This window comes from Candidatus Chloroploca asiatica, assembly GCF_002532075.1.
In the GTDB taxonomy this organism is placed as follows: Bacteria; Chloroflexota; Chloroflexia; order Chloroflexales; family Chloroflexaceae; genus Chloroploca; species Chloroploca asiatica.
Window position 1 is genome coordinate 1 of the sequence record NZ_LYXE01000200.1, and the last position, 17837, is coordinate 17837.

Below are 17837 nucleotides of genomic sequence, written 5' to 3' on the forward strand. Positions count from 1 at the left end.
TGCATAGCCTGTGTTGAAACAGAACGTGTATCCCGAAGCGATATCATCTAGCCTCACACCTCTGGGCACGCTCCGCCCGAGGTTTTGCTCCATAGCCTCGCGCCCCTGCGCGACCTGCTCTCTGGTGAGCGGCATGTCGGCTGTCTGCCGCATCGTTGCAATAATGCGCAGCGGGTCACTCCGGCGTAGTTCGACGCTGACCAGTTCCGCATTGGGAAAAGCCGTCCGTAGTTCACGCTCGATCCGTGCATTCGACAGCGGATTGACGGCAAAGCCGACGATCAGGCTGAGGATGAGCCCAAACATTGCAATACTGATCAGTGAGCCGATGCGCCGGACGCGAGCGGCTTCGGCGGGGGGCGGGCGCATGCCAAGGTAGACAAAGGTTGTCGTAGCGGCAAACATGATGGCGCTAATGTTGGTGAGAAAGAGGAGGAGCCCCCCCTGGTAGAGGGGGCTGTCACCAATGGCGACGGCAATGCCGACAGTACAGATAGGCGGCATCAAAGCGGCGGCGATCGCGACGCCAGCCAGGGCAGCCGGAATATCTTTACGGGCTTGCGCGTAGGCGGCGATCACGCCGGCAGCGAGCGCGACACCAAGGTCAACCAGGCTTGGATTGCCCCGCGCCGCCATTTCGCTCGTCACGATCAACCCCGGGCTCAGCAATCCAATTATCCATGCCACCCCAAAGGCAACGACAAAGCCCTCAACAAGGGTCAACACGGCTTGCCGGATGATGCTCGTGCGCCCCCCGGCGATGCCGGACGCAAAGGCGATCAAGGGCGACATCAAGGGGGCCACGAGCATGGCTCCGATGATGACCGCATTGCTGTTCGATAAGAGACCCAAGGAGGCGAGGATGGCGGCAATCACGACCAGCACGTTGTAATCGAGACTCGTGCGGCTCATCTGGTCGGCACGACTCAACAATTCACGTTGCTCGACTGGGGTCACGGTTGGGCGCAGCCAGCGTTTGATCCAGGTGAACAACGAGGGGTTCGGGCTTGCCTGGGTCGCGCCTCGCTCGCGAATCACCAGCACGACAGGCCCGTCAGCGCCACGCAATAACGCTTTGGCGACCCGGTTGTAGAACCAGTCCTCTTCGTCGGCATGGGCGTAGTCGTAGCCCGTCACAAGCATTGTCTGTTCATCGGTACGTTTGAAAATGCCCCGTATCGGATCATCATCGTTGATATGGGTGCGCGCGAGATTCGGGTCAAGTGCCAGTTCCTCAAGCCTCCGCCGCAGATAACGCCGGGTTGCGCCACCGGTCTGGGCTTCGCCTACCGTCACCATCTGCATCGGACGCCCCAGATGTTCGGCCAGTTGGCTACCAACCCGTAAGGCTTCCTTCGACAGATCGGTCACATCGCAGGCCACCGTGATCTGCCTGATCTCGGCTGTGCCTGGACGGTAGATGACCACCGGGCACGGCGAGGTCGCCGCGATATTCTCGGCGATCGAACCAATCCCCGAACGTTGGGCAGGATCGCGACTGAGGCCAAGAAGAATCAGATTGCTCCCATATTCACGTGCAACATCAAGCACACCCCGTGCTACACTCGATGCATTGACGCCCAGCGTCTTGACCGGCGTGCCTTGCTCGTTCAGCCGCTTCACGACCTGCTCGATGGCACCGACATTCTCTGCTTCATCTTCCACCGAACCAAGCGAAACGGTTAGGACGATGATGCGCGCCTGATCGCCTTCCGAGAGCAACTCGGCAAGCCGAACCATCTCTTCAACTGGCTCTGGCTCATCGGCCGCGACAATGACGGTGCTTTTGCGTGAACGAAGATTTCGTGCCACGTATGATCCTCATCTACATATCTGGGCGATAGACAAAAAAGAGCGGCTCATCGTCAAGTGGCGACGGCACAACTTCAAGCGTACCATCGGGGAACCGGGGCGTGATGAACGCAAGCTCATCGCGACGTTCGGGCAGCAAGATAAAGACCAGGGGTTCACCAAGATTGGCAAGTTCGCCTCCGATGGGTGCTGTCAGTGGCTCGGTCACGTCCAGCCCTCGGCTTTCCCCTGTCAGATACAGAATCGTCCCGAACCCGTAATACATCCGTGGCGCTCCAAGAAAGACGACGAGTGCTTCCGGGTCAACCCGTTCAAGCACGTAGCCGGCCATGCTTGTCGCTACCAGGCTATTGGTGTGACCATAGATCCGGCGTGGTGTGTAATCAACGACATAATAGCGCACGCTGAGCAGGCTTAAAACAAGCGCAATCGTGCCAATGGTGAGCCAGAAACTGCGCCCCACTTGCACCGCGATCGCTGCCCAGACCCCGCGCAGAAAGAGCGCGAGGCCAAGGATGACAAAGAAGACCGCCGGCTGCGCCGTGGTGATCAACCGTTGCAATGAGGGCGGATTTTCGGTCAAGACCCCCCCAATAATGACGGCCCCGCCCCACCAGGCGACGAGTGGAAAGAGCCGCCGGTTCCCCAGATGCAGGATTGCATAGCCCAGGCCGAGAATGAAAAAGGCTCCTTCGACCAGCCCAAAGAGCGGATCATGCGTACCGTACCAGAACGTCGGATCAGAGATGGCATTGTAGAGCAGGATGGCCTTCCAGAACTGGGTCGTCATAATCTCCAACGCACTTTGACCCAGAATGACCTGTTCCCGCTCGAGCCACCCGCTCTGAAAGACGCCAACGGCATTGATGCGGGCGTTGAAATCGTCAGGAAACCGGAAGGCGTACTGAATCATTGGTGCCGCCGTCACCAGACCCACGCTCAACAGGGCGACGATCCCGCTCTGCTGCTCACGCCACAGCTGCTTCCCGTCACGGATCAGCAGGAGGAGCAGCACGGCAATCGCCAGCACAACTGTCAGGCGTGCGCCGGCGTAAAAGAAGTGCGCCAGCCCGATCACCATGCCGCTCAACCCCCATGCCAGTGGGTCGCGCCGATCGTACCCCCGATAGAGCAACAGCAGCATCAGGGCCACAAACAGGCCGTCGGCAATCTGATTCGAGCCGAGCCGCGAGAAGTGCAGATGGTAGTGAAACCCGGTCAGCAAGATCACCGTTCCCAGCGCAAGACCGGGGTTGGTCAGGCGGGCCACCAACAGATAGGTGACCGGGATCGTCAGCGTGCCAATCAGCGCCCAGGGCAGTCGCAACCCGACAAAGGTATGCCCAAAGAGCGCGATCGTCGGCGCGTTGAAGTAGAAACTCATCGTCGGGACGCCAAGCCACCCTGTACTAAAGGGATTGTTGATCTCGCCCCGCAAGACTTTCATTGCTTCGAGACCCTGTGACCCCTCGTCGCCGCCGAGGGTTGCCGGCATTGCGTCGAGTTGCCAGACCCGCAACACCAGCGCTACCAGCGTCAACCCCGCCAGTGGCATCCAGGGCTGTGCTTTGGCAAGGGTGGGCCAGCGCAGACGAGGCCATGTGCTCGGCGCTGGCGCAAAGGCCGCCAGACTGCACCCGATGGCGAGGATCCACAAGAGGGCATACCAATTGTATCCACTCGCCGGACTTGGCAGCGCCAGACCCGCCAGCAAGATGAGCGTGGCAACGACTGCGGCCATCAGCAACCCGATCCGCCAACGCTCGTCGGTCAATGTCACTGCTGGCACCGATGGCTGCGTCTCGCGTGGCGCGGGCCGCAACAGCATCTCGCGACTCACCCCTCTAAGGGCCAGCATCAGTATTGGTACCGCCAGTAAGGCGGACGCCAGTGCCCAGCCATCAAAAGCACGCAGGCTCAGCCAGCGCATCTGCGCAAAGAGAGCTAGCCCAAAGGCTGCGAGCAGCAACACCGGGATCAGCACCGTTTCACGATACGAGCTCTTGGCACCCGATGCAACGTTAGAGGGGGAGGGCATCTGACTTGAATCCATGCACATCTACTCAGTTTTTTGCAAGACCGCGATCGGCTGCCCTTTGCGTGTCCCAAAGATATAGGTCCAGGCAAACGAGATCTCGCCGCCGATCAAGATGACCTGGGCCGACAGAAAGATCCAGAGCAACAGTGTCATCATGCCACCAACCGCCCCATAGGAAGCATAATTGATGTTGGCAAAGATCAGGCTTGCCACCGATTGCAGCAGCGCAAAGCCAATTGAGGCGATAAAGGCAGCCGGAAAAACATCGCGCCAATAGATCCGCTGGCTCGGCAGCAGCTTAAACATCGCCGCAAAGACCAGGGTCAAGAGCACGAGCGTCACCCCAACCTGACCAAGCAGATACAAGAGATCTTGCCCTGGTAACCAGTCGGTATAGCTACCTACGATGCTCATCGCGACATTCGCCATCATTGCGAGCAGGATCACGGCGGCACTGATCAACAGCATACCAAACGCCGCCAGCCGATTCAAGATCATTGCGACTGCTGCCGCTACCAGCCCAGGCTTCTTGCCGTTCATCCCCGGTCGGATCTCCCAGATTACATCGAAAGAGCGACTGAGCGCGGCAAAGATGCCCGAAGCGGTCATAAAGAGCGTCGCAAAGCCGAGCAAGCCGGCATTGAGCCGATTATCGCGAAAATTCGCGAGCGTCTGGGTAATCAATGCCCGCACTTCGTCCGAGCCAACCAGCACCAGCAGTTGCTCTTGCACCTCGACACTATCAACATCAATCAAAAAGCCGACCAGACTCACGACGACGAGAATCATGGGAAAAAAAGAAAAGACCGCAAAATAGGCAATGGCAGCCGCCAGATTATTCACCAGATCTTTCTGGTATTTTGCCAACGTAACCTGCCCCAGCCGCACCACGGGATTCGCCCGTACGCGATCAAGCATCGTTATTACCCCTTCCTCCTAAGCTTCGGGTTGTCACACTCCAAACCCATGCGTGCGCTGGCGCAATGCCTGGGGCCATAAGGTAGCCTAAATGCAATACTTTTCAAATAAGCTCACGCGAAGACGCGAAGACGCGAAGGGTGAAGCTCACCTACGCAAAAACCTTTGCGCCTTTGCGCCTTTGCGTCAAAATAGCCGCCTTATTTGCAAGGTATTGAGCCTAAATGCTGCTACCTTGGCGTGGCGCGAAGCCAGCTTAGCTTGGCTTCGCGCCACGCAAGAAATCCTTGCATACGATACCACAGATAGCACTGTGTGGTACAATTCAAAGCGCTTGGCACGCCGGTATAGCAGGAGTAGATGTGAGCACCAAAAAAATTGGCGTCATTGTGGGCCGCGAATGGTCATGGCCCCCCGCCTTTATCGAAGAAGTTAATCGCCGCGATCAGGGTGTGACCGCTGAGTTTGTGAAACTCGGGGGTACGATGATGGCTGAACCATGTGAATACGATGTGATCATCGATCGAATTAGCCATGAAATTCCGTATTACCGAACGTATCTCAAAAATGCGGTGCTCTCGGGAACCCATGTTATCAACAATCCCTTCTGGTGGAGTGCCGATGACAAGTTTTTTGGCGCAAGCATCTGTACGCGGCTTGGCATTGCGCATCCGCGAACGATCGCGCTGCCATCCCACTCTTATGTTGAGGGCGTGGTCGATGAGTCGCTGCGCAACCTGAAATATCCTATTCCCTGGAGCGACCATGTTGAGTATGTCGGCGGCTTCCCCGTTATTCTCAAACCAGCCTGGGGCGGCGGCTTCAAGCAGGTCTACCGGGTCAATAATTTTGAGGATCTCTGGCGTGCCTATAATGAGACGACAACCGAGTGTATGATGCTCCAGGAGTATATCGCCTGGGAGAAATACGTCCGCTGTATCGTGATTGGCCGCAAAGAGATCATGACGATCAAGTTTGATGCCAATGCTCCATGGCCGCATCGCTACTTCCGCGATGACAACTACCTGACCCCCGAAGAGGGCCAGATCGTCACGGCGAATGCGCTCAAGATCAACGAGGCGCTCGGGTATGATATGAATACCGTCGAGTTTGCGTTGAAAGACGGCGTGCCTTACGCGATCGATTTTACCAATCCGGCCCCTGATTTTGATGTCAACTCTTTGACCCCGCACTATTTTGACTGGGTCGTCAAGAAGATGGCTGACTTTACGATTGATCTGGCGCTCAAGGGTCGTGCTATGCCGAGCGATTATGCCTGGGGCCGACTCATCGCAGCGGCGACCCCGGCCACTCCGCTGGCGTCGTCCCAGGGTGAGTGAGGTACTATGAGTCTCTCGGCTGCAATTGACGCCTACCATCGTCTGCTCTCCCCCGAATTGGCGACCGCTTCGTGGGCGCATCTTACCAGTGCCATGCGTGAGCGCCAGCTCTATTTCGGTGACCGTCCGTTGACGACCGTGCTGCGCCCGCGCCTTGTCAGCGAAACGCAATATGCCTGGTTGCAGCAGGGCGTCAACCTTGTTGCCGAAGCTGCCCGTACGGTCGTGGCCCCCGCTCGTGAGGGCGGGGCCGCTGGTCAGGCGGTGCGCGATATCCTGCTGTTGACGCCCCAGGAAGAGGCGCTTCTTGCGATGCATCCGGGCTACCTTGAGCCGAGCGCCCATTCACGCATGGATACCTTTCTGACCGTTGATGGCACGTCGCTGCAGTTTGTCGAGTATAACGCTGAGAGTCCTGCGGCGATTGCGTATGAAGACCTGTTGAGCGAGGTCTTTCTGGCGACGCCGGTGATGCAAGAATTTATGCGTCACTATACGCTCCGTGCATTGCCTGCCCGCCACCGTTTGCTCGAGACGTTGCTTGCCTCATGGCGCGAGGCTGGTTCGCCTGGCGGTGAGCCGACGGTCGCGATTGTTGATTGGTACGGCTTGCCGACCGCAACCGAATTTGTGCTCTTTGCTGATTTTTTTGCCGCCCATGGCCTCACGGCGGTGATCTGTTCACCTGATGAGTTGCAGTTCCGTGAGGGGCAACTTCTGGCTGAGGTCGCGGGCAAGACGACGCCTGTTACCATCGTCTTCAAGCGCGTGCTCACGACTGAGTTTTTGCTGCACTACGGTGATGCGGCGCTTGACCATCCGCTGGTGCAGGCCTATGCCGCCGGGGCGTGTGTCATCGTCAACTCCTTCCAGGCCAAACTGCTCCACAAAAAATCGCTCTTTGCCCTGCTCTCGGATGCGCAGTTTACCAGCGCGCTTAGTCAAGCGCAGCAAGCCGCTCTCGCTGCCCATATTCCCTGGACCCGTGTCGTTCGCCCTGGGTCAACAACCTATCAAGACGAGCACATCGACCTGCTCCCCTTTATTCGCGAGAACCGCGATCGTCTGCTGCTCAAGCCCAATGACGACTATGGTGGCAAGGGCATTACCATTGGCTGGGAAGCCAGTCGTGATGAGTGGGAGGCAGCCCTCACCGCCGCGCTCCGCGAACCGTTTGTCGTCCAAGAGCGTGTCCAAATTGCCTACGAACCCTATCCGACGCTTGTTGATGGCAAGGTCGAAATTACTCAGCGACTCGTCGATACTGACCCCTTCCTCTTTGGCTCGCACGTCGAGGGGAGCCTCTGTCGCTTGTCAACCGTCACGCTGCTCAACGTCACCGCTGGTGGCGGGAGTACCGTGCCCGTCTTTGTTATTGAAGCCTGATCCGTTGGGGCGCGGCGTGCGCTTACGGGACGCGCTGGGGCGCCGCGTGCGCTTACTGGGGCGTGGGGTGCGGCACGCCGCGCCCTTACTGGAAGACGGCTATCTATCCTGCCCTCATCTCAGGGTCGAGGTTTTTATCTGCTATGAGCGCAATTACCCTTTTTATTGGTGGCACCCGCAGTGGCAAAAGCCTTTGCGCCGAACGTTATGCGGCCCAATTCGAACTCCCGGTACTCTACATCGCAACTGCCGAACTTGATGATGATGATATGGAACTGACCATTCGGATCATGGATCACCAGATCCGTCGTCCTCTCTCTTGGACAACCTTTGAGCAGCCGACGAACCTGGTGATGGCGATGGAACATGCCCCACCTGGCACGGTTGTTTTGCTCGATTGCTTCTCACTCCTGGCTCACAACCTGCTGGAAGCTCATCGAGACGCTCCTGCCCAGGCTTCCGCAATCCTTGCCGGGGAACTGGATGCCATTCTTGCCATGACCAGTGAGCGGAACCTGACCCTGATCATCGTCACCAAAGAGCTTGGGATGGGGTTTGTTGCCGATAGACCCGAAGATCGGGCCTATCACAACCTGCTCGGGCTTGTCAACCAACGGATCAGCGCCGTTGCCGATGAAGTCTACCTGGTCATTGCCGGGCTTCCCATTGAGTTGAAACACCTCGCACCGGCCTGGCATCGTGCGTAGCAGGAAGGTGCCTATGCTTCTTCGTCTGCTTGTTCTCTGCCTGTTGCTCTATCTGCTCGTCTGCGTCGTCATCTTTCTCTGGCAAGAGCAGTTGATCTTCTTTCCTGAGCGCAATCAGCCGGGGACCCGGTATGTCTTTGGCCATCCTGCTGAGGAGGTCTGGTTGAACGCCGAAGGCGCTCAACTCCATGCCCTCTGGTTTCGTGTCCCAGACCCGCAGGGGGTTATTCTCTATCTCCATGGGAACGCCGGGAGTCTGCGGACATGGGGGGCGGTCGCGCCAGAGCTCGTGGCGTATCAGTATGATCTGCTCATCATTGATTATCGCGGGTATGGTCAGAGTAGCGGTCAGATCCGCCGTGAAGCGGATGTGTATGCCGATGCTGAAGCTGCCTATGCCTGGATCCTTGAACGCTATCGCGAGGATCAGGTGGTGCTGTATGGCCGCTCCCTCGGGAGTGCCCCGGCCACGCGCCTAGCGGCTGAGCATCAACCCCGTATGCTGATCCTCGAGACCCCTTTTTATAGCCTGGAGGCTCTTGCCCGCCGTCAGTTTCCCTGGTTGCCCCCATTCTTGCTCAAGTATCCGCTGAATGTCTCGGCCTCGCTTGGTCAGGTGAGTTGCCCGGTGGTCATCATCCACGGCACAGAAGACGAAATCGTACCTTTTGCTGATGGTGAACGTCTGTCCGACAGGATAACTGCCCCACTTCGCTTTTATCCTATCGCTGGCGGTCGGCACAATAATCTGGCAACCTTTCCTGCCTATTGGGACGCGATCACTGCGGCACTCGTTCAGTGACAGCGCGACCGGTAAACGGCGTTACTAGGCTCCGCTCCCAATGCATCGAAGCCATGCCGCATGGTCACCCCGAGTGCAGCGAGGGGTCTTCCGAGGCATCACGATTTGGGAGCATGCGTAGCTTGCCAACGACGGTTACCCAATTAAAATCTGCTCTTCCGGATACCGGATCATCTGCGCCTGACTCTGCCGGCGGGCAATGGCGATGACGATGGTCAGGGCGCCGAGTCTGCCCCAGAACATGACGCCCATGATGACAAATTGCCCAAAGAGATTCAATTCGCTGGTGAGCCCCAGCGAAAGACCGCAGGTGGCAAAAGCCGAGACAACTTCAAAGGAGGCGCGATCTAACGAGACATCATGGGTGATCAGAATCAGCCAGATGGCCGTGATGACGACGAGCAACGAGACGGTCAGCACGGCTCCGGCCTTGCGCATCGTCCCAACCGCCAGGGTTCGTCCGCCAAATTGCGCCTCACTCAGCCCACGGGCATAACTCCAGAGGGAAATCATCAGCGCGGCAAACGTCCCGGTTGTGATGCCACCCCCCATTGAGGCCGGCGCACATCCGATAAACATCAGCACAATCAAGAGCAACTCGCTCGCATCAGTAATATGAGCAATGTCGGGTATGCCGGCAAAGCCTGCCGTCCGTGCCGAGACCGACTGAAAGAAGCAGATCAGGAGGCGGCGCAGGGGCGGTTCATCAACCAGGGTTCCCCCAGGCTGGCCTTCGGCAAAGAAGAAACCGAGGGTTCCGACGACCACGAGAAAGCTGACCACCGTGAGCGTGATGCGGGTATGTAGGCTAAAGCGACGCTGGCGCCAGAAGAGCAGGAGATCGCCAATGACGGGAATGCCGAGGCCGCCAATGAAGATAAGCCAGCCCATAATCGCCAGGCTGAAATTGTCACGCGGAATGCCCTCGGGGTAGCCGGGAGTTCCGCTAAAGAGATCAAAGCCCGCATTGCAAAACGCCGAGACTGCGTGAAAAACTGCATAGAGCAGGGCCTGCCCTTCATTGAGGCGCGGATCGGTGCGCCAGTGCAGGTAGAGCAAGATCGCCCCAAGTGTTTCGATCAGCAAGACCATCGCGAGCACATTGCGGGTCAAGGTGACAATCGCCCCTGGGGAAAGCAGCCCCAGCGAGTCTTGCAGGGCGAGCCGATCAGTCAGACTGATCCGTCGCCCGATCAGGCGCAGAACCACCACGGCAATCACCATAAAACCGACCCCGCCACTCTGAATGAGGATCAAGAGTATCCACACCCCAAAGAGCGATAGGTCGGTGATGGGGGTAATCGTCGAAAGACCGGTCACGGTGAGGGCCGAGGTTGCCGTAAAGAGCGCCTCGTTCCAGGTTAGCCCGCCGTTCTGCCCTGAAATAGGCAGCCAGAGGAGAAAGGCCCCGATGAACATCAGGGCAACCAGCCCCAATACCAGCCTTAGCGGTGGTGGTAGAGGCCGCAATTGGTTTGCCAATGGCATAAAACTTATCCGATGAGAATCTGTTCTTCAGGAAAGCGTACCATCTGCAGGTTATTCTGCTGGCGTGTGATCGCGACGATCAACGTCAATGCCCCGAGACGGCCCCAGAACATCATAAAAACAATCACCAATTCACCAAAGAGATTAAGATCACCTGTCATCCCGAGCGAGAGCCCGCAGGTCGCAAAGGCTGAGACGACCTCGAAGGCAGCGACATCAAGCGCGACATCGTGGGTCAGCACAAGTAACCAGATGCTCGTGAACACAACCAGGAGCGAGACTGTCAGGACGGCGGCTGCTTTGCGCACCGTGCCGACGGCGAGCGTGCGCCCTCCAAACTGGGCTTCGGTCAGCCCTCGTGCATAACTCCAGACCGAAATCGTCAGCACGGCAAAGGTTCCTGTCGTAATGCCTCCCCCCATCGAGGCGGGTGCGCAGCCAATGAACATCAGCATGATCAGCAATAAACGAGTTGCAATGCTAATCTCGCCAAAATCGGGAATCCCGGCCAACCCACCCGCCCGTGCCGAGACCGATTGGAAGAGACTCATCACGAGGCGGCGATAGGCTGGTTCTTCGGCAAGGGTGCCACCTGTGCGCCCTTCCGCAATAAAAATCCCCACCATGCCCACGAAGACCAGGAAGGCAACCACCGTAAAGGTGATCCGGGTATGCAGTGAAAACCGACGCTGCCGCCAGTAGAGCAAAAGATCGCCGATCACCGGAATGCCTAGCCCCCCGAGAAAGATCAGCCACCCCATAATCGTCAGGCTCAGCGTATCGCGGGGAATGCCGTCAGGATACCCCGGGGTACCGCTGAAGAGTTCGAAGCCGGCATTGCAAAACGCCGAGACCGCGTGAAAAATAGCATAGAGGATCACTTGGCCCTCGCTCAGCCGTGGATCGCCGCGCCAGTGAAAATAGAGCAGGAGCGCTCCGACCGCTTCAATCAAGAGCACTGTTGCCAGCACATTGCGAGTCAGCGTGACAATTGCCGCCGGTGAGAGCAACCCAAGCGAATTGCTCAGGGTGAGCCGGTCGGCTAGGCTAATGCGTCGCCCGAGCAAACGCAGAATGACGACGGCAATCACCATAAAGCCGACGCCACCGATCTGGATCAGGGTCAGCAAGATCAGCATGCCAAAGATCGACAGATCACTGGTCGGGGTGATAATGGTCAATCCGGTTACCGTCAGTGCCGAGGTTGCGGTAAAGAGCGCCTCATTCCAGGTGAGGCTGCCATCACGTCCCGAGATCGGCAGATGGAGCAGGAAGGCTCCAAGGAACATAAAGCTGACGAGGCCAATGGCCAGGCGCACCGGTGGTGGTAGCGGTCGTCGTTGGGCAGGCAGGGTCATGATTGTGTCTGATGGCAGAAACTGCTAATCGAATGATCGGCCCCAATAATCAGCATCATATCACCACGCGCAAAAAGCATATCCGCTGGCGGGGTGACAATCATCTGGCCGTCCCGTTTAATGGCAAGCAGGTTGATATTGTAGCGTTTGCGGAGCCCGCTCATCATCAGCGATTGCCCTACGAGCCACTCGGGGACATGGATTTCGGCAACACTGAAACCCGAACCAAGATCAAGATGTTCCAGCACCCGTGGTTCGGCCAGCCGCCAGGCAAGCCGCGCCCCAGCTTCATGTTCAGGCAGCACTACCTGATCAGCCCCGATCCGCAAGAGGATCTGTTGCTGGCGTTCACTGATCGCCTTGCAGACGACACGGCGCACCCCCAGGCCCTTCAGGGTGACGGTGGTCATCAGATTATTCTCGAAATGGGTGCCGATCGCGACCACTACCGTATCAAACGAGGTAATATCAACGGCGCGTAGCGCATCTTCATTCGTTGAGTCGAGCGCCACTATCTGCGAAATACGATCCGAGAGCGTCTGCACAATCTCGGGGCTACGGTCAACGCCAAGTACCGTATAGCCCCGCTCGATCAAATTCAAAGCCACAGAACTGCCAAAGCGCCCTAGCCCAATCACAGCAAATTCTTCTTGCCGACTTGCGCGTGCCATAGTCTATCCTTCGATCCCCTTAGGGTGACAATGCGGCATCCTCAAAGATGGTGTCACATTGGCAGAGGTGCCAGCGTAGCTGGCACCTCTGCCAACAGTGAGTCATATTGTACCGCAGCTATGCTACAATGCCTATATGAGTGACGGTTCTATTCCCTTTATTGATACCCACGCGCATGTTGCGCTTGCGCAATTTGATGCCGACCGTGAGGCGGTGCTCACCCGTGCTGCCGCTGATGGCGTGACGCGGATCATCGAAATTGGCTACGATCTACCCTCTTCGCGTGCCGCTTTGGCCCTCGCTGAGGCGTACCCGCAGATCTTTGCGGTCGTTGGCGTGCAACCTAATCATGTTGCCGATCTGCCCCCTGACTGGCTCCACCAGGTGCGCGATCTCGCTCGTCACCCCAAGGTGGTTGCCGTTGGCGAGATTGGCCTTGACTACCATTGGATGCGGGCCTCACCTGAGGCTCAGGCGCTCGTCTTTCGCCAGCAACTCGATCTCGCACGGAGCCTCGATCTTCCGGTGGTGATCCATAGCCGCGATGCCCACGACGATACGGTGCAGGTGCTTGCCGAGTCCGCTCGGGGTGTGCCAGGGGTAATGCATTCTTTTTCGGGTGACTGGGCTTATGCCCAGATCTGCCTTGAATTGAACTTTTTGCTCTCGTTTTCAGGGCCGCTTACTTTTCCCAAAGCCACGATTCTGCACGAGGTGGCACGTCGTGCGCCTTTGACGATGCTGCTCACCGAGACTGATAGCCCTTATCTTAGCCCGCATCCCTACCGGGGCAAACGTAACGAGCCCGCCCGCGTGCGGCTCGTGACTGAACAACTTGCCGCCCTGCGTGAGCAACCGCTCGCCGAGGTGGCGACAACCGTAGACGCAAATGCCCAGCGTATCTTTCCACGGATGCGCTGATCGATAGAACGTATGACAACATTAACCACATCGGCCAACCGGCCTGCTCCCCGTGAGTGGAGCCGTGAACTGGCTGAGGTTTTACCCGGTTTTCTGCTAATCCTGTTGATGACCGGCGCGGTCGTCTGGTCGCTCTCGGTTTCCAATTGGGCCTCGGGCCTCGAGGTGTTGCGCCCGATGGCCCTGCTTGGTCTTGTCCTCGGGGCGATCTTTGCTCGCTTGCCCTGGCTTAATCCTGGGTTGGCTCATCTGCTCAGCGGGATGCTCGGGTTTACCTGGGCGATCCATCTGCTCGGCGAGCTGATGGATGCGCGCCTGATGACCTGGCGTGATCAGGCGACTGATCTCTTGATCCGTGGCCTGATCTGGACCCGCGTGATCGGTGCCGGTGGGCGCGGTGAGGATATCCTGCTCTTTGTCTTTGTCCTCTGCCTCTTGGTCTGGCTGCTTGCCTATAGTACGGCATGGATGGTCTTGCGCCGTGGCTGGACCTGGCGGCCCATTTTGCTCAATGCGCTGGTGGCGTTGATCAACTATACCTATGTCTTGCCCAAGCCGACGATGCCTTTTTTTGTCTTTCTCTGTGCGGCGCTGCTGCTGCTTGTCTATCAAAATGTTATCCAGCGTCAGGCGTTCTGGGACGCACGCCAGATCGAGTATCCCGATCTGCTCCCGCTGCGCTTTCTCTGGTCGGCGACGTTTGTCTGTGGCCTGTTGATCATCCTGACGGCCTTTTTGCCCGGTGAGGTCTCGATTGATCGCGCCACGCGTACCTGGACGATGCTCAGTAGTCCGTTTAAGGCCGCCCGCGAGCAGTGGGAGGATATGTTTAGTACAATTACCGCCCCGCCTGGTGCCGGTAGCGGGGCCTTTACGTCACGTGGCGCAGCCCTTGGTGGCTCTCGTCAGTTGACGGCTGATGCGGTCATGGAGGTGCGCTCGCTCGAGTATGATTACTGGCGGGCGGTCGCGTTTGATAAGTATACCGGCCAGGGCTGGCAAAATACGGTTGGTGAACAGGCTCGCGCTGCGCTTGGTGTCGGTGCCCCTGAACAGGCGCGTACCCCTCGCGAGGCTGATGAACCTCTTCCGGTCTCACCTGGGCAGGGCCGCCGTGAAGTTGTGCAGACGTTTACGATGAAGTCGGATCGGCTTGATGATCTGGTGATGGTGGGCGGTACACCGTATCAGATTAGCCTCCCTACCCTGGTTGAACATAACTACGCGCTGAGTGGTGGCGTAAATGTGCCCAATTTTGATGAACTCGCCCTCGTCGTGGCTCAAGAACGCCTTCGGGCCGAGCAGGTCTATACGGTGACGGCGCTGATGTCTTTTGCCGATGTCGCCAGCCTGCGTGCCTCGGGTAATGATTATCCGCAATGGGTGCGCGAGCGTTATCTTGCTCTTCCCGAGACGGTCACGCCGCGTACTTATGAACTCGCGGCGCGTCTCATCGCCGAAAATGGGGCGTTGACGCCCTATGACCAGGCGCTCGTGATCCAGGATTACCTCCGCACGATTCCGTATAGCGAGTCGATCACGACACCTCCACCGGATGCCGATCTGGTTGATTGGTTCTTGTTTGAAGAGCGAACCGGCTACTGTGATTATTTCGCTTCGGCGATGGTTGTCATGCTGCGCTCACAAGGTATTCCCGCCCGTTGGGTACGTGGATATGCGGGTGGCGAGTTTGATACCGAGCGCGGTGTCTATGTTGTCCGTGAAAATGTGGCCCATAGCTGGCCCGAGGTCTATTTCCCTGGTTTTGGCTGGGAGCGTTTTGAGCCAACGGCGGCAAGCTATACGGTTGTCCCGTCGCGCCGCCTTACTGCCAATCTCGGCTCGGATAGCAGTGATACTGGTGGCCCGCTTGCCCCGCTCACCCCCGATCCTGGCCGTTTTGATGAGCTCGATGAGGCTCTCGATCAGATTCCTGTTCCTGGTGTCCTGCAGACCGGCGGAACCTCTGCTAGCTCTGGAAACGCCTGGTCGCTAGGGCCGTTTGGGATGATCCTGGCTGCCCTTGGCTTGCTGGCGCTTGCCTTCTATGCCCGCTGGCGGTACGAGTTGTATGGGCTGAGTCAGGTGGGCGCAGCTTACGCCGGGATGGCGTTGCTTGCCCGGTGGAGTGGTCTCGGCCAGGCGGAACAAGTGACCCCGGCTGAATATGGGGCGCTGTTGGCCGCCGCATTGCCCGACCATCAAGCGACGATCGTTCAGCTTGCCAGGGCGTATGCCCGTGAACAGTATGGTGGGCCAGCTCAGGCTACCGGGCAACTCTTCCGTGGGGCACGTGTCGAACTTCCGTCTGATGAAGCGCGCAAAGCCTTGCATCGGGCGCTTGTCCGGCGCATCTTTACGGCTCTGCCCGATCGGATGAGCCAATTCCAACGCTCGTAGCACCATGCATGCTATACTTGCTCATTGTGTAGCCCAAAAGGAGCAGTGGTGCAGATGCTCTTGCAACTTAGATCTCTCCTGCTTGCCTGGCTGATGGGTGTATTGCTCGTTGCCTGTTCAACCGGCAGCACCTCGCCGCCACCGACGTCGCCTGCAGTTGCCTCGAATGAGCGTACCGTCTTGATCCTCTGGCATGCCTGGCCCCGTGCTGAGGCTCAGGTGCTTGCGGTGCTGATCGAGCGCTTTAATCGTACGACCCCAGGGGTGCAAATTGTCCTGCAAACTCGCCCTGCCGCGACGCTGCGCAGCGATCTTGCGCTTGCCGTGGCTGAAGGTGGCGGCCCCCATGTTGCGATTGTGCCGAGTCATACGCTTGGGTTCTTGATCGACGAGGCCGCCTTGCTCCCCGCTGAGGATCTGATCCCCGCGCGAACGGTGGCGCAACTCTTGCCCGTTGCGGTTGGCGCGGCGCGCACCGCAACCGTTGATGGCCCGGTGCTCTATGGCGTGCCAATCACCTTTGATACGCTGGCCCTCTACTATAATCGAGCGAATTTCACCGGAGCGCCGCCCTCTGATCTCGATCCGCTGCTCGCGACGGCGCGTGGCCTGACCGTCACCAGTAGCAACCCACCGATCTGGGGGCTTGCCTACAATCTCAACCTCGACCGTACGCTTGGTTATCTCTACGCCTTTGGTGGGCGGGTCTTTGATGATGAGGGCGCAATCGTCCTTGGCCTCGATGGGCGCGAGGGCACCGAAGCCTGGCTCAACTGGCTGCTGCAACTCCGTGAAGATCCACGGCTGCTTGCGCGACTCGATGGGGTGCGTGTGGACAATGCGGTGATGGCGCAGCAGGCCGTAATGACGATTGATTGGGCCCATGCCTTGCCGGTCTATCAGACGATCTGGCCCGGTAATCTGGGGGTGATGCCTTTGCCGCATCTGTCGGGGAGCAATCAACAGCCGCAACCCCTGGTGCAGAGTGATGTGTTGGTCTTCAATGCCCGCCTCGGCGAACAAGCCGAGCGGACGGCGGCGAGCGCCCTTGCCACCTATCTGCTGGACGAGGTCGCCCAGCGCGAATTGTTGCGCGCTGGCCGCCAACCGGTGTTGATGAGCCTCGATCTTGAAGCTGAAGATACCGGCCTTGATCCAGCCTTGCGTGATGCCGCCATTGCTTTTCGCACCCAGGCCCAGGTCGGCTTGCCAATGCCCAATGGCCGGATCGCCAACGAGGTTGTCTGGAATATTTTGCTCGATATGCATAGCAGTGTTTTGCGTCGTCTGCTTACCCCTGAGCAAGCAGTTGAACAGGCCGATGGAATGTTGCGTAACCGCCTCGAAACAAGGCCCTGATAATGGTATAATTACGACAAGCGCTAGTCATTACACTTGCACCCGTAGAGTCACCCGTTCTATCCCATTGGCACGAAGTAAACAAGTTGCCCGTAGTCTCAAGATGTAGTAGAATAGGCTAGGACGGTCATCGCGCTATGGCCCGTGTGCTTTGCCGGTAGAGACTGGCACATTCTCGCCTTTACCCCACAACTGGTTGATGGCCCAAGGAGGATATAAATGGCAAGCAGAACCGAAGAGATGGTGCGGCATCTGAAGGCCCTGTCAATGAATACGCCTGACATCGAGGCATCGGCTGTCGTCAGTGTTGATGGTCTCATCATGGCTTCGGCGCTGCCCGCTGATGTTGAGGAAGATCGGGTCTCGGCGATGAGCGCGGCAATGCTTTCGCTTGGTGAGCGGATTGCCAATGAGTTGCGGCGCGGTCAACTCGATCAAGTCTTTGTTCGGGGTGAAGAAGGATATGTGATTCTAATGGCTATCGGTGACGAGGCCGTCTTGACCGCTCTTGCGCAGAGTCGTGCCAAGCTTGGCCTGGTCTTCCTCGATATGCGCCGCACCGCCAACGAGTTGATTAATCTCGTCTAGGCTGTTTCCCAGGCTCTGTGTTACACGCGGGCAACGAGTTACGTAGAT

General features: G+C 58.1%; 14 protein-coding genes. 8 read left to right on the forward strand and 6 right to left on the reverse strand.

Going from position 1 to position 17837, the window contains the following annotated elements; translation table 11 throughout:
- From A9Q02_RS23005 to A9Q02_RS23015, 3 genes are all read right to left on the reverse strand, one after another.
- A partial coding sequence (locus A9Q02_RS23005) for a DUF389 domain-containing protein (RefSeq protein WP_097655422.1) occupies window positions 1-1812 on the reverse strand: 1812 nt, incomplete at its 3' end.
- Window positions 1813-1825: 13 nt separating this feature from the next.
- Entirely contained in the window at window positions 1826-3850 is a 2025-nt protein-coding gene (locus A9Q02_RS23010; RefSeq protein WP_172451305.1) for an ArnT family glycosyltransferase, read from the reverse strand.
- A 21-nt stretch (window positions 3851-3871) separates the two neighbouring features.
- The gene (locus A9Q02_RS23015; RefSeq protein ID WP_097655424.1) at window positions 3872-4768 is read right to left on the reverse strand and encodes a YihY/virulence factor BrkB family protein; all 897 of its coding nucleotides are present in this window, start codon (window positions 4766-4768) and stop codon (window positions 3872-3874) included.
- A gap of 362 nt (window positions 4769-5130) precedes the next feature.
- Here A9Q02_RS23015 and A9Q02_RS23020 point away from each other — a divergent pair, with 362 nt between their 5' ends.
- From A9Q02_RS23020 to A9Q02_RS23035, 4 genes are all read left to right on the forward strand, one after another.
- The gene (locus A9Q02_RS23020) at window positions 5131-6108 is read left to right on the forward strand and encodes an ATP-grasp domain-containing protein (RefSeq protein ID WP_245860825.1); all 978 of its coding nucleotides are present in this window, start codon (window positions 5131-5133) and stop codon (window positions 6106-6108) included.
- 6 nt (window positions 6109-6114) lie between these two features.
- Window positions 6115-7494, forward strand: a complete 1380-nt coding sequence (locus A9Q02_RS23025) for a circularly permuted type 2 ATP-grasp protein (protein WP_097655425.1) — start codon at window positions 6115-6117, stop codon at window positions 7492-7494.
- A gap of 143 nt (window positions 7495-7637) precedes the next feature.
- Entirely contained in the window at window positions 7638-8201 is a 564-nt protein-coding gene (locus A9Q02_RS23030) for a bifunctional adenosylcobinamide kinase/adenosylcobinamide-phosphate guanylyltransferase (protein ID WP_097655426.1), read from the forward strand.
- Window positions 8202-8214: 13 nt separating this feature from the next.
- On the forward strand, window positions 8215-9003 hold the full coding sequence (locus tag A9Q02_RS23035) for an alpha/beta hydrolase (protein ID WP_097655427.1): 789 nt from the start codon (window positions 8215-8217) through the stop codon (window positions 9001-9003).
- A gap of 135 nt (window positions 9004-9138) precedes the next feature.
- Here A9Q02_RS23035 and A9Q02_RS23040 read toward each other — a convergent pair whose 3' ends face one another.
- The 3 genes from A9Q02_RS23040 to A9Q02_RS23050 are packed head-to-tail and all read right to left on the reverse strand — an operon-like array spanning window position 9139 to window position 12520.
- Complete coding sequence (locus A9Q02_RS23040; protein WP_097655428.1) at window positions 9139-10491, reverse strand: TrkH family potassium uptake protein; 1353 nt, start codon at window positions 10489-10491, stop codon at window positions 9139-9141.
- A 5-nt stretch (window positions 10492-10496) separates the two neighbouring features.
- Window positions 10497-11849: a TrkH family potassium uptake protein gene (locus A9Q02_RS23045; protein WP_097655429.1), complete on the reverse strand. Its 1353-nt coding sequence runs from the start codon at window positions 11847-11849 to the stop codon at window positions 10497-10499.
- The gene (locus tag A9Q02_RS23050; RefSeq protein ID WP_097655430.1) at window positions 11846-12520 is read right to left on the reverse strand and encodes a potassium channel family protein; all 675 of its coding nucleotides are present in this window, start codon (window positions 12518-12520) and stop codon (window positions 11846-11848) included. The genes A9Q02_RS23045 and A9Q02_RS23050 overlap by 4 nt, the downstream gene beginning before the upstream one ends.
- A 136-nt stretch (window positions 12521-12656) precedes the next feature.
- On the opposite strand from A9Q02_RS23050, the gene A9Q02_RS23055 reads away from it, so the two are divergent.
- The 4 genes from A9Q02_RS23055 (at window position 12657) to A9Q02_RS23070 (ending at window position 17789) form a co-directional block, all read left to right on the forward strand.
- Entirely contained in the window at window positions 12657-13442 is a 786-nt protein-coding gene (locus tag A9Q02_RS23055) for a TatD family hydrolase (RefSeq protein WP_097655511.1), read from the forward strand.
- Between the two features lie 12 nt (window positions 13443-13454).
- Complete coding sequence (locus A9Q02_RS23060; protein ID WP_097655431.1) at window positions 13455-15842, forward strand: DUF4129 domain-containing transglutaminase family protein; 2388 nt, start codon at window positions 13455-13457, stop codon at window positions 15840-15842.
- 54 nt (window positions 15843-15896) lie between these two features.
- Window positions 15897-17201, forward strand: a complete 1305-nt coding sequence (locus A9Q02_RS23065; protein WP_245860826.1) for a sugar ABC transporter substrate-binding protein — start codon at window positions 15897-15899, stop codon at window positions 17199-17201.
- Between the two features lie 219 nt (window positions 17202-17420).
- Entirely contained in the window at window positions 17421-17789 is a 369-nt protein-coding gene (locus A9Q02_RS23070) for a roadblock/LC7 domain-containing protein (RefSeq protein WP_097655432.1), read from the forward strand.
- Window positions 17790-17837 lie beyond the last annotated feature (48 nt).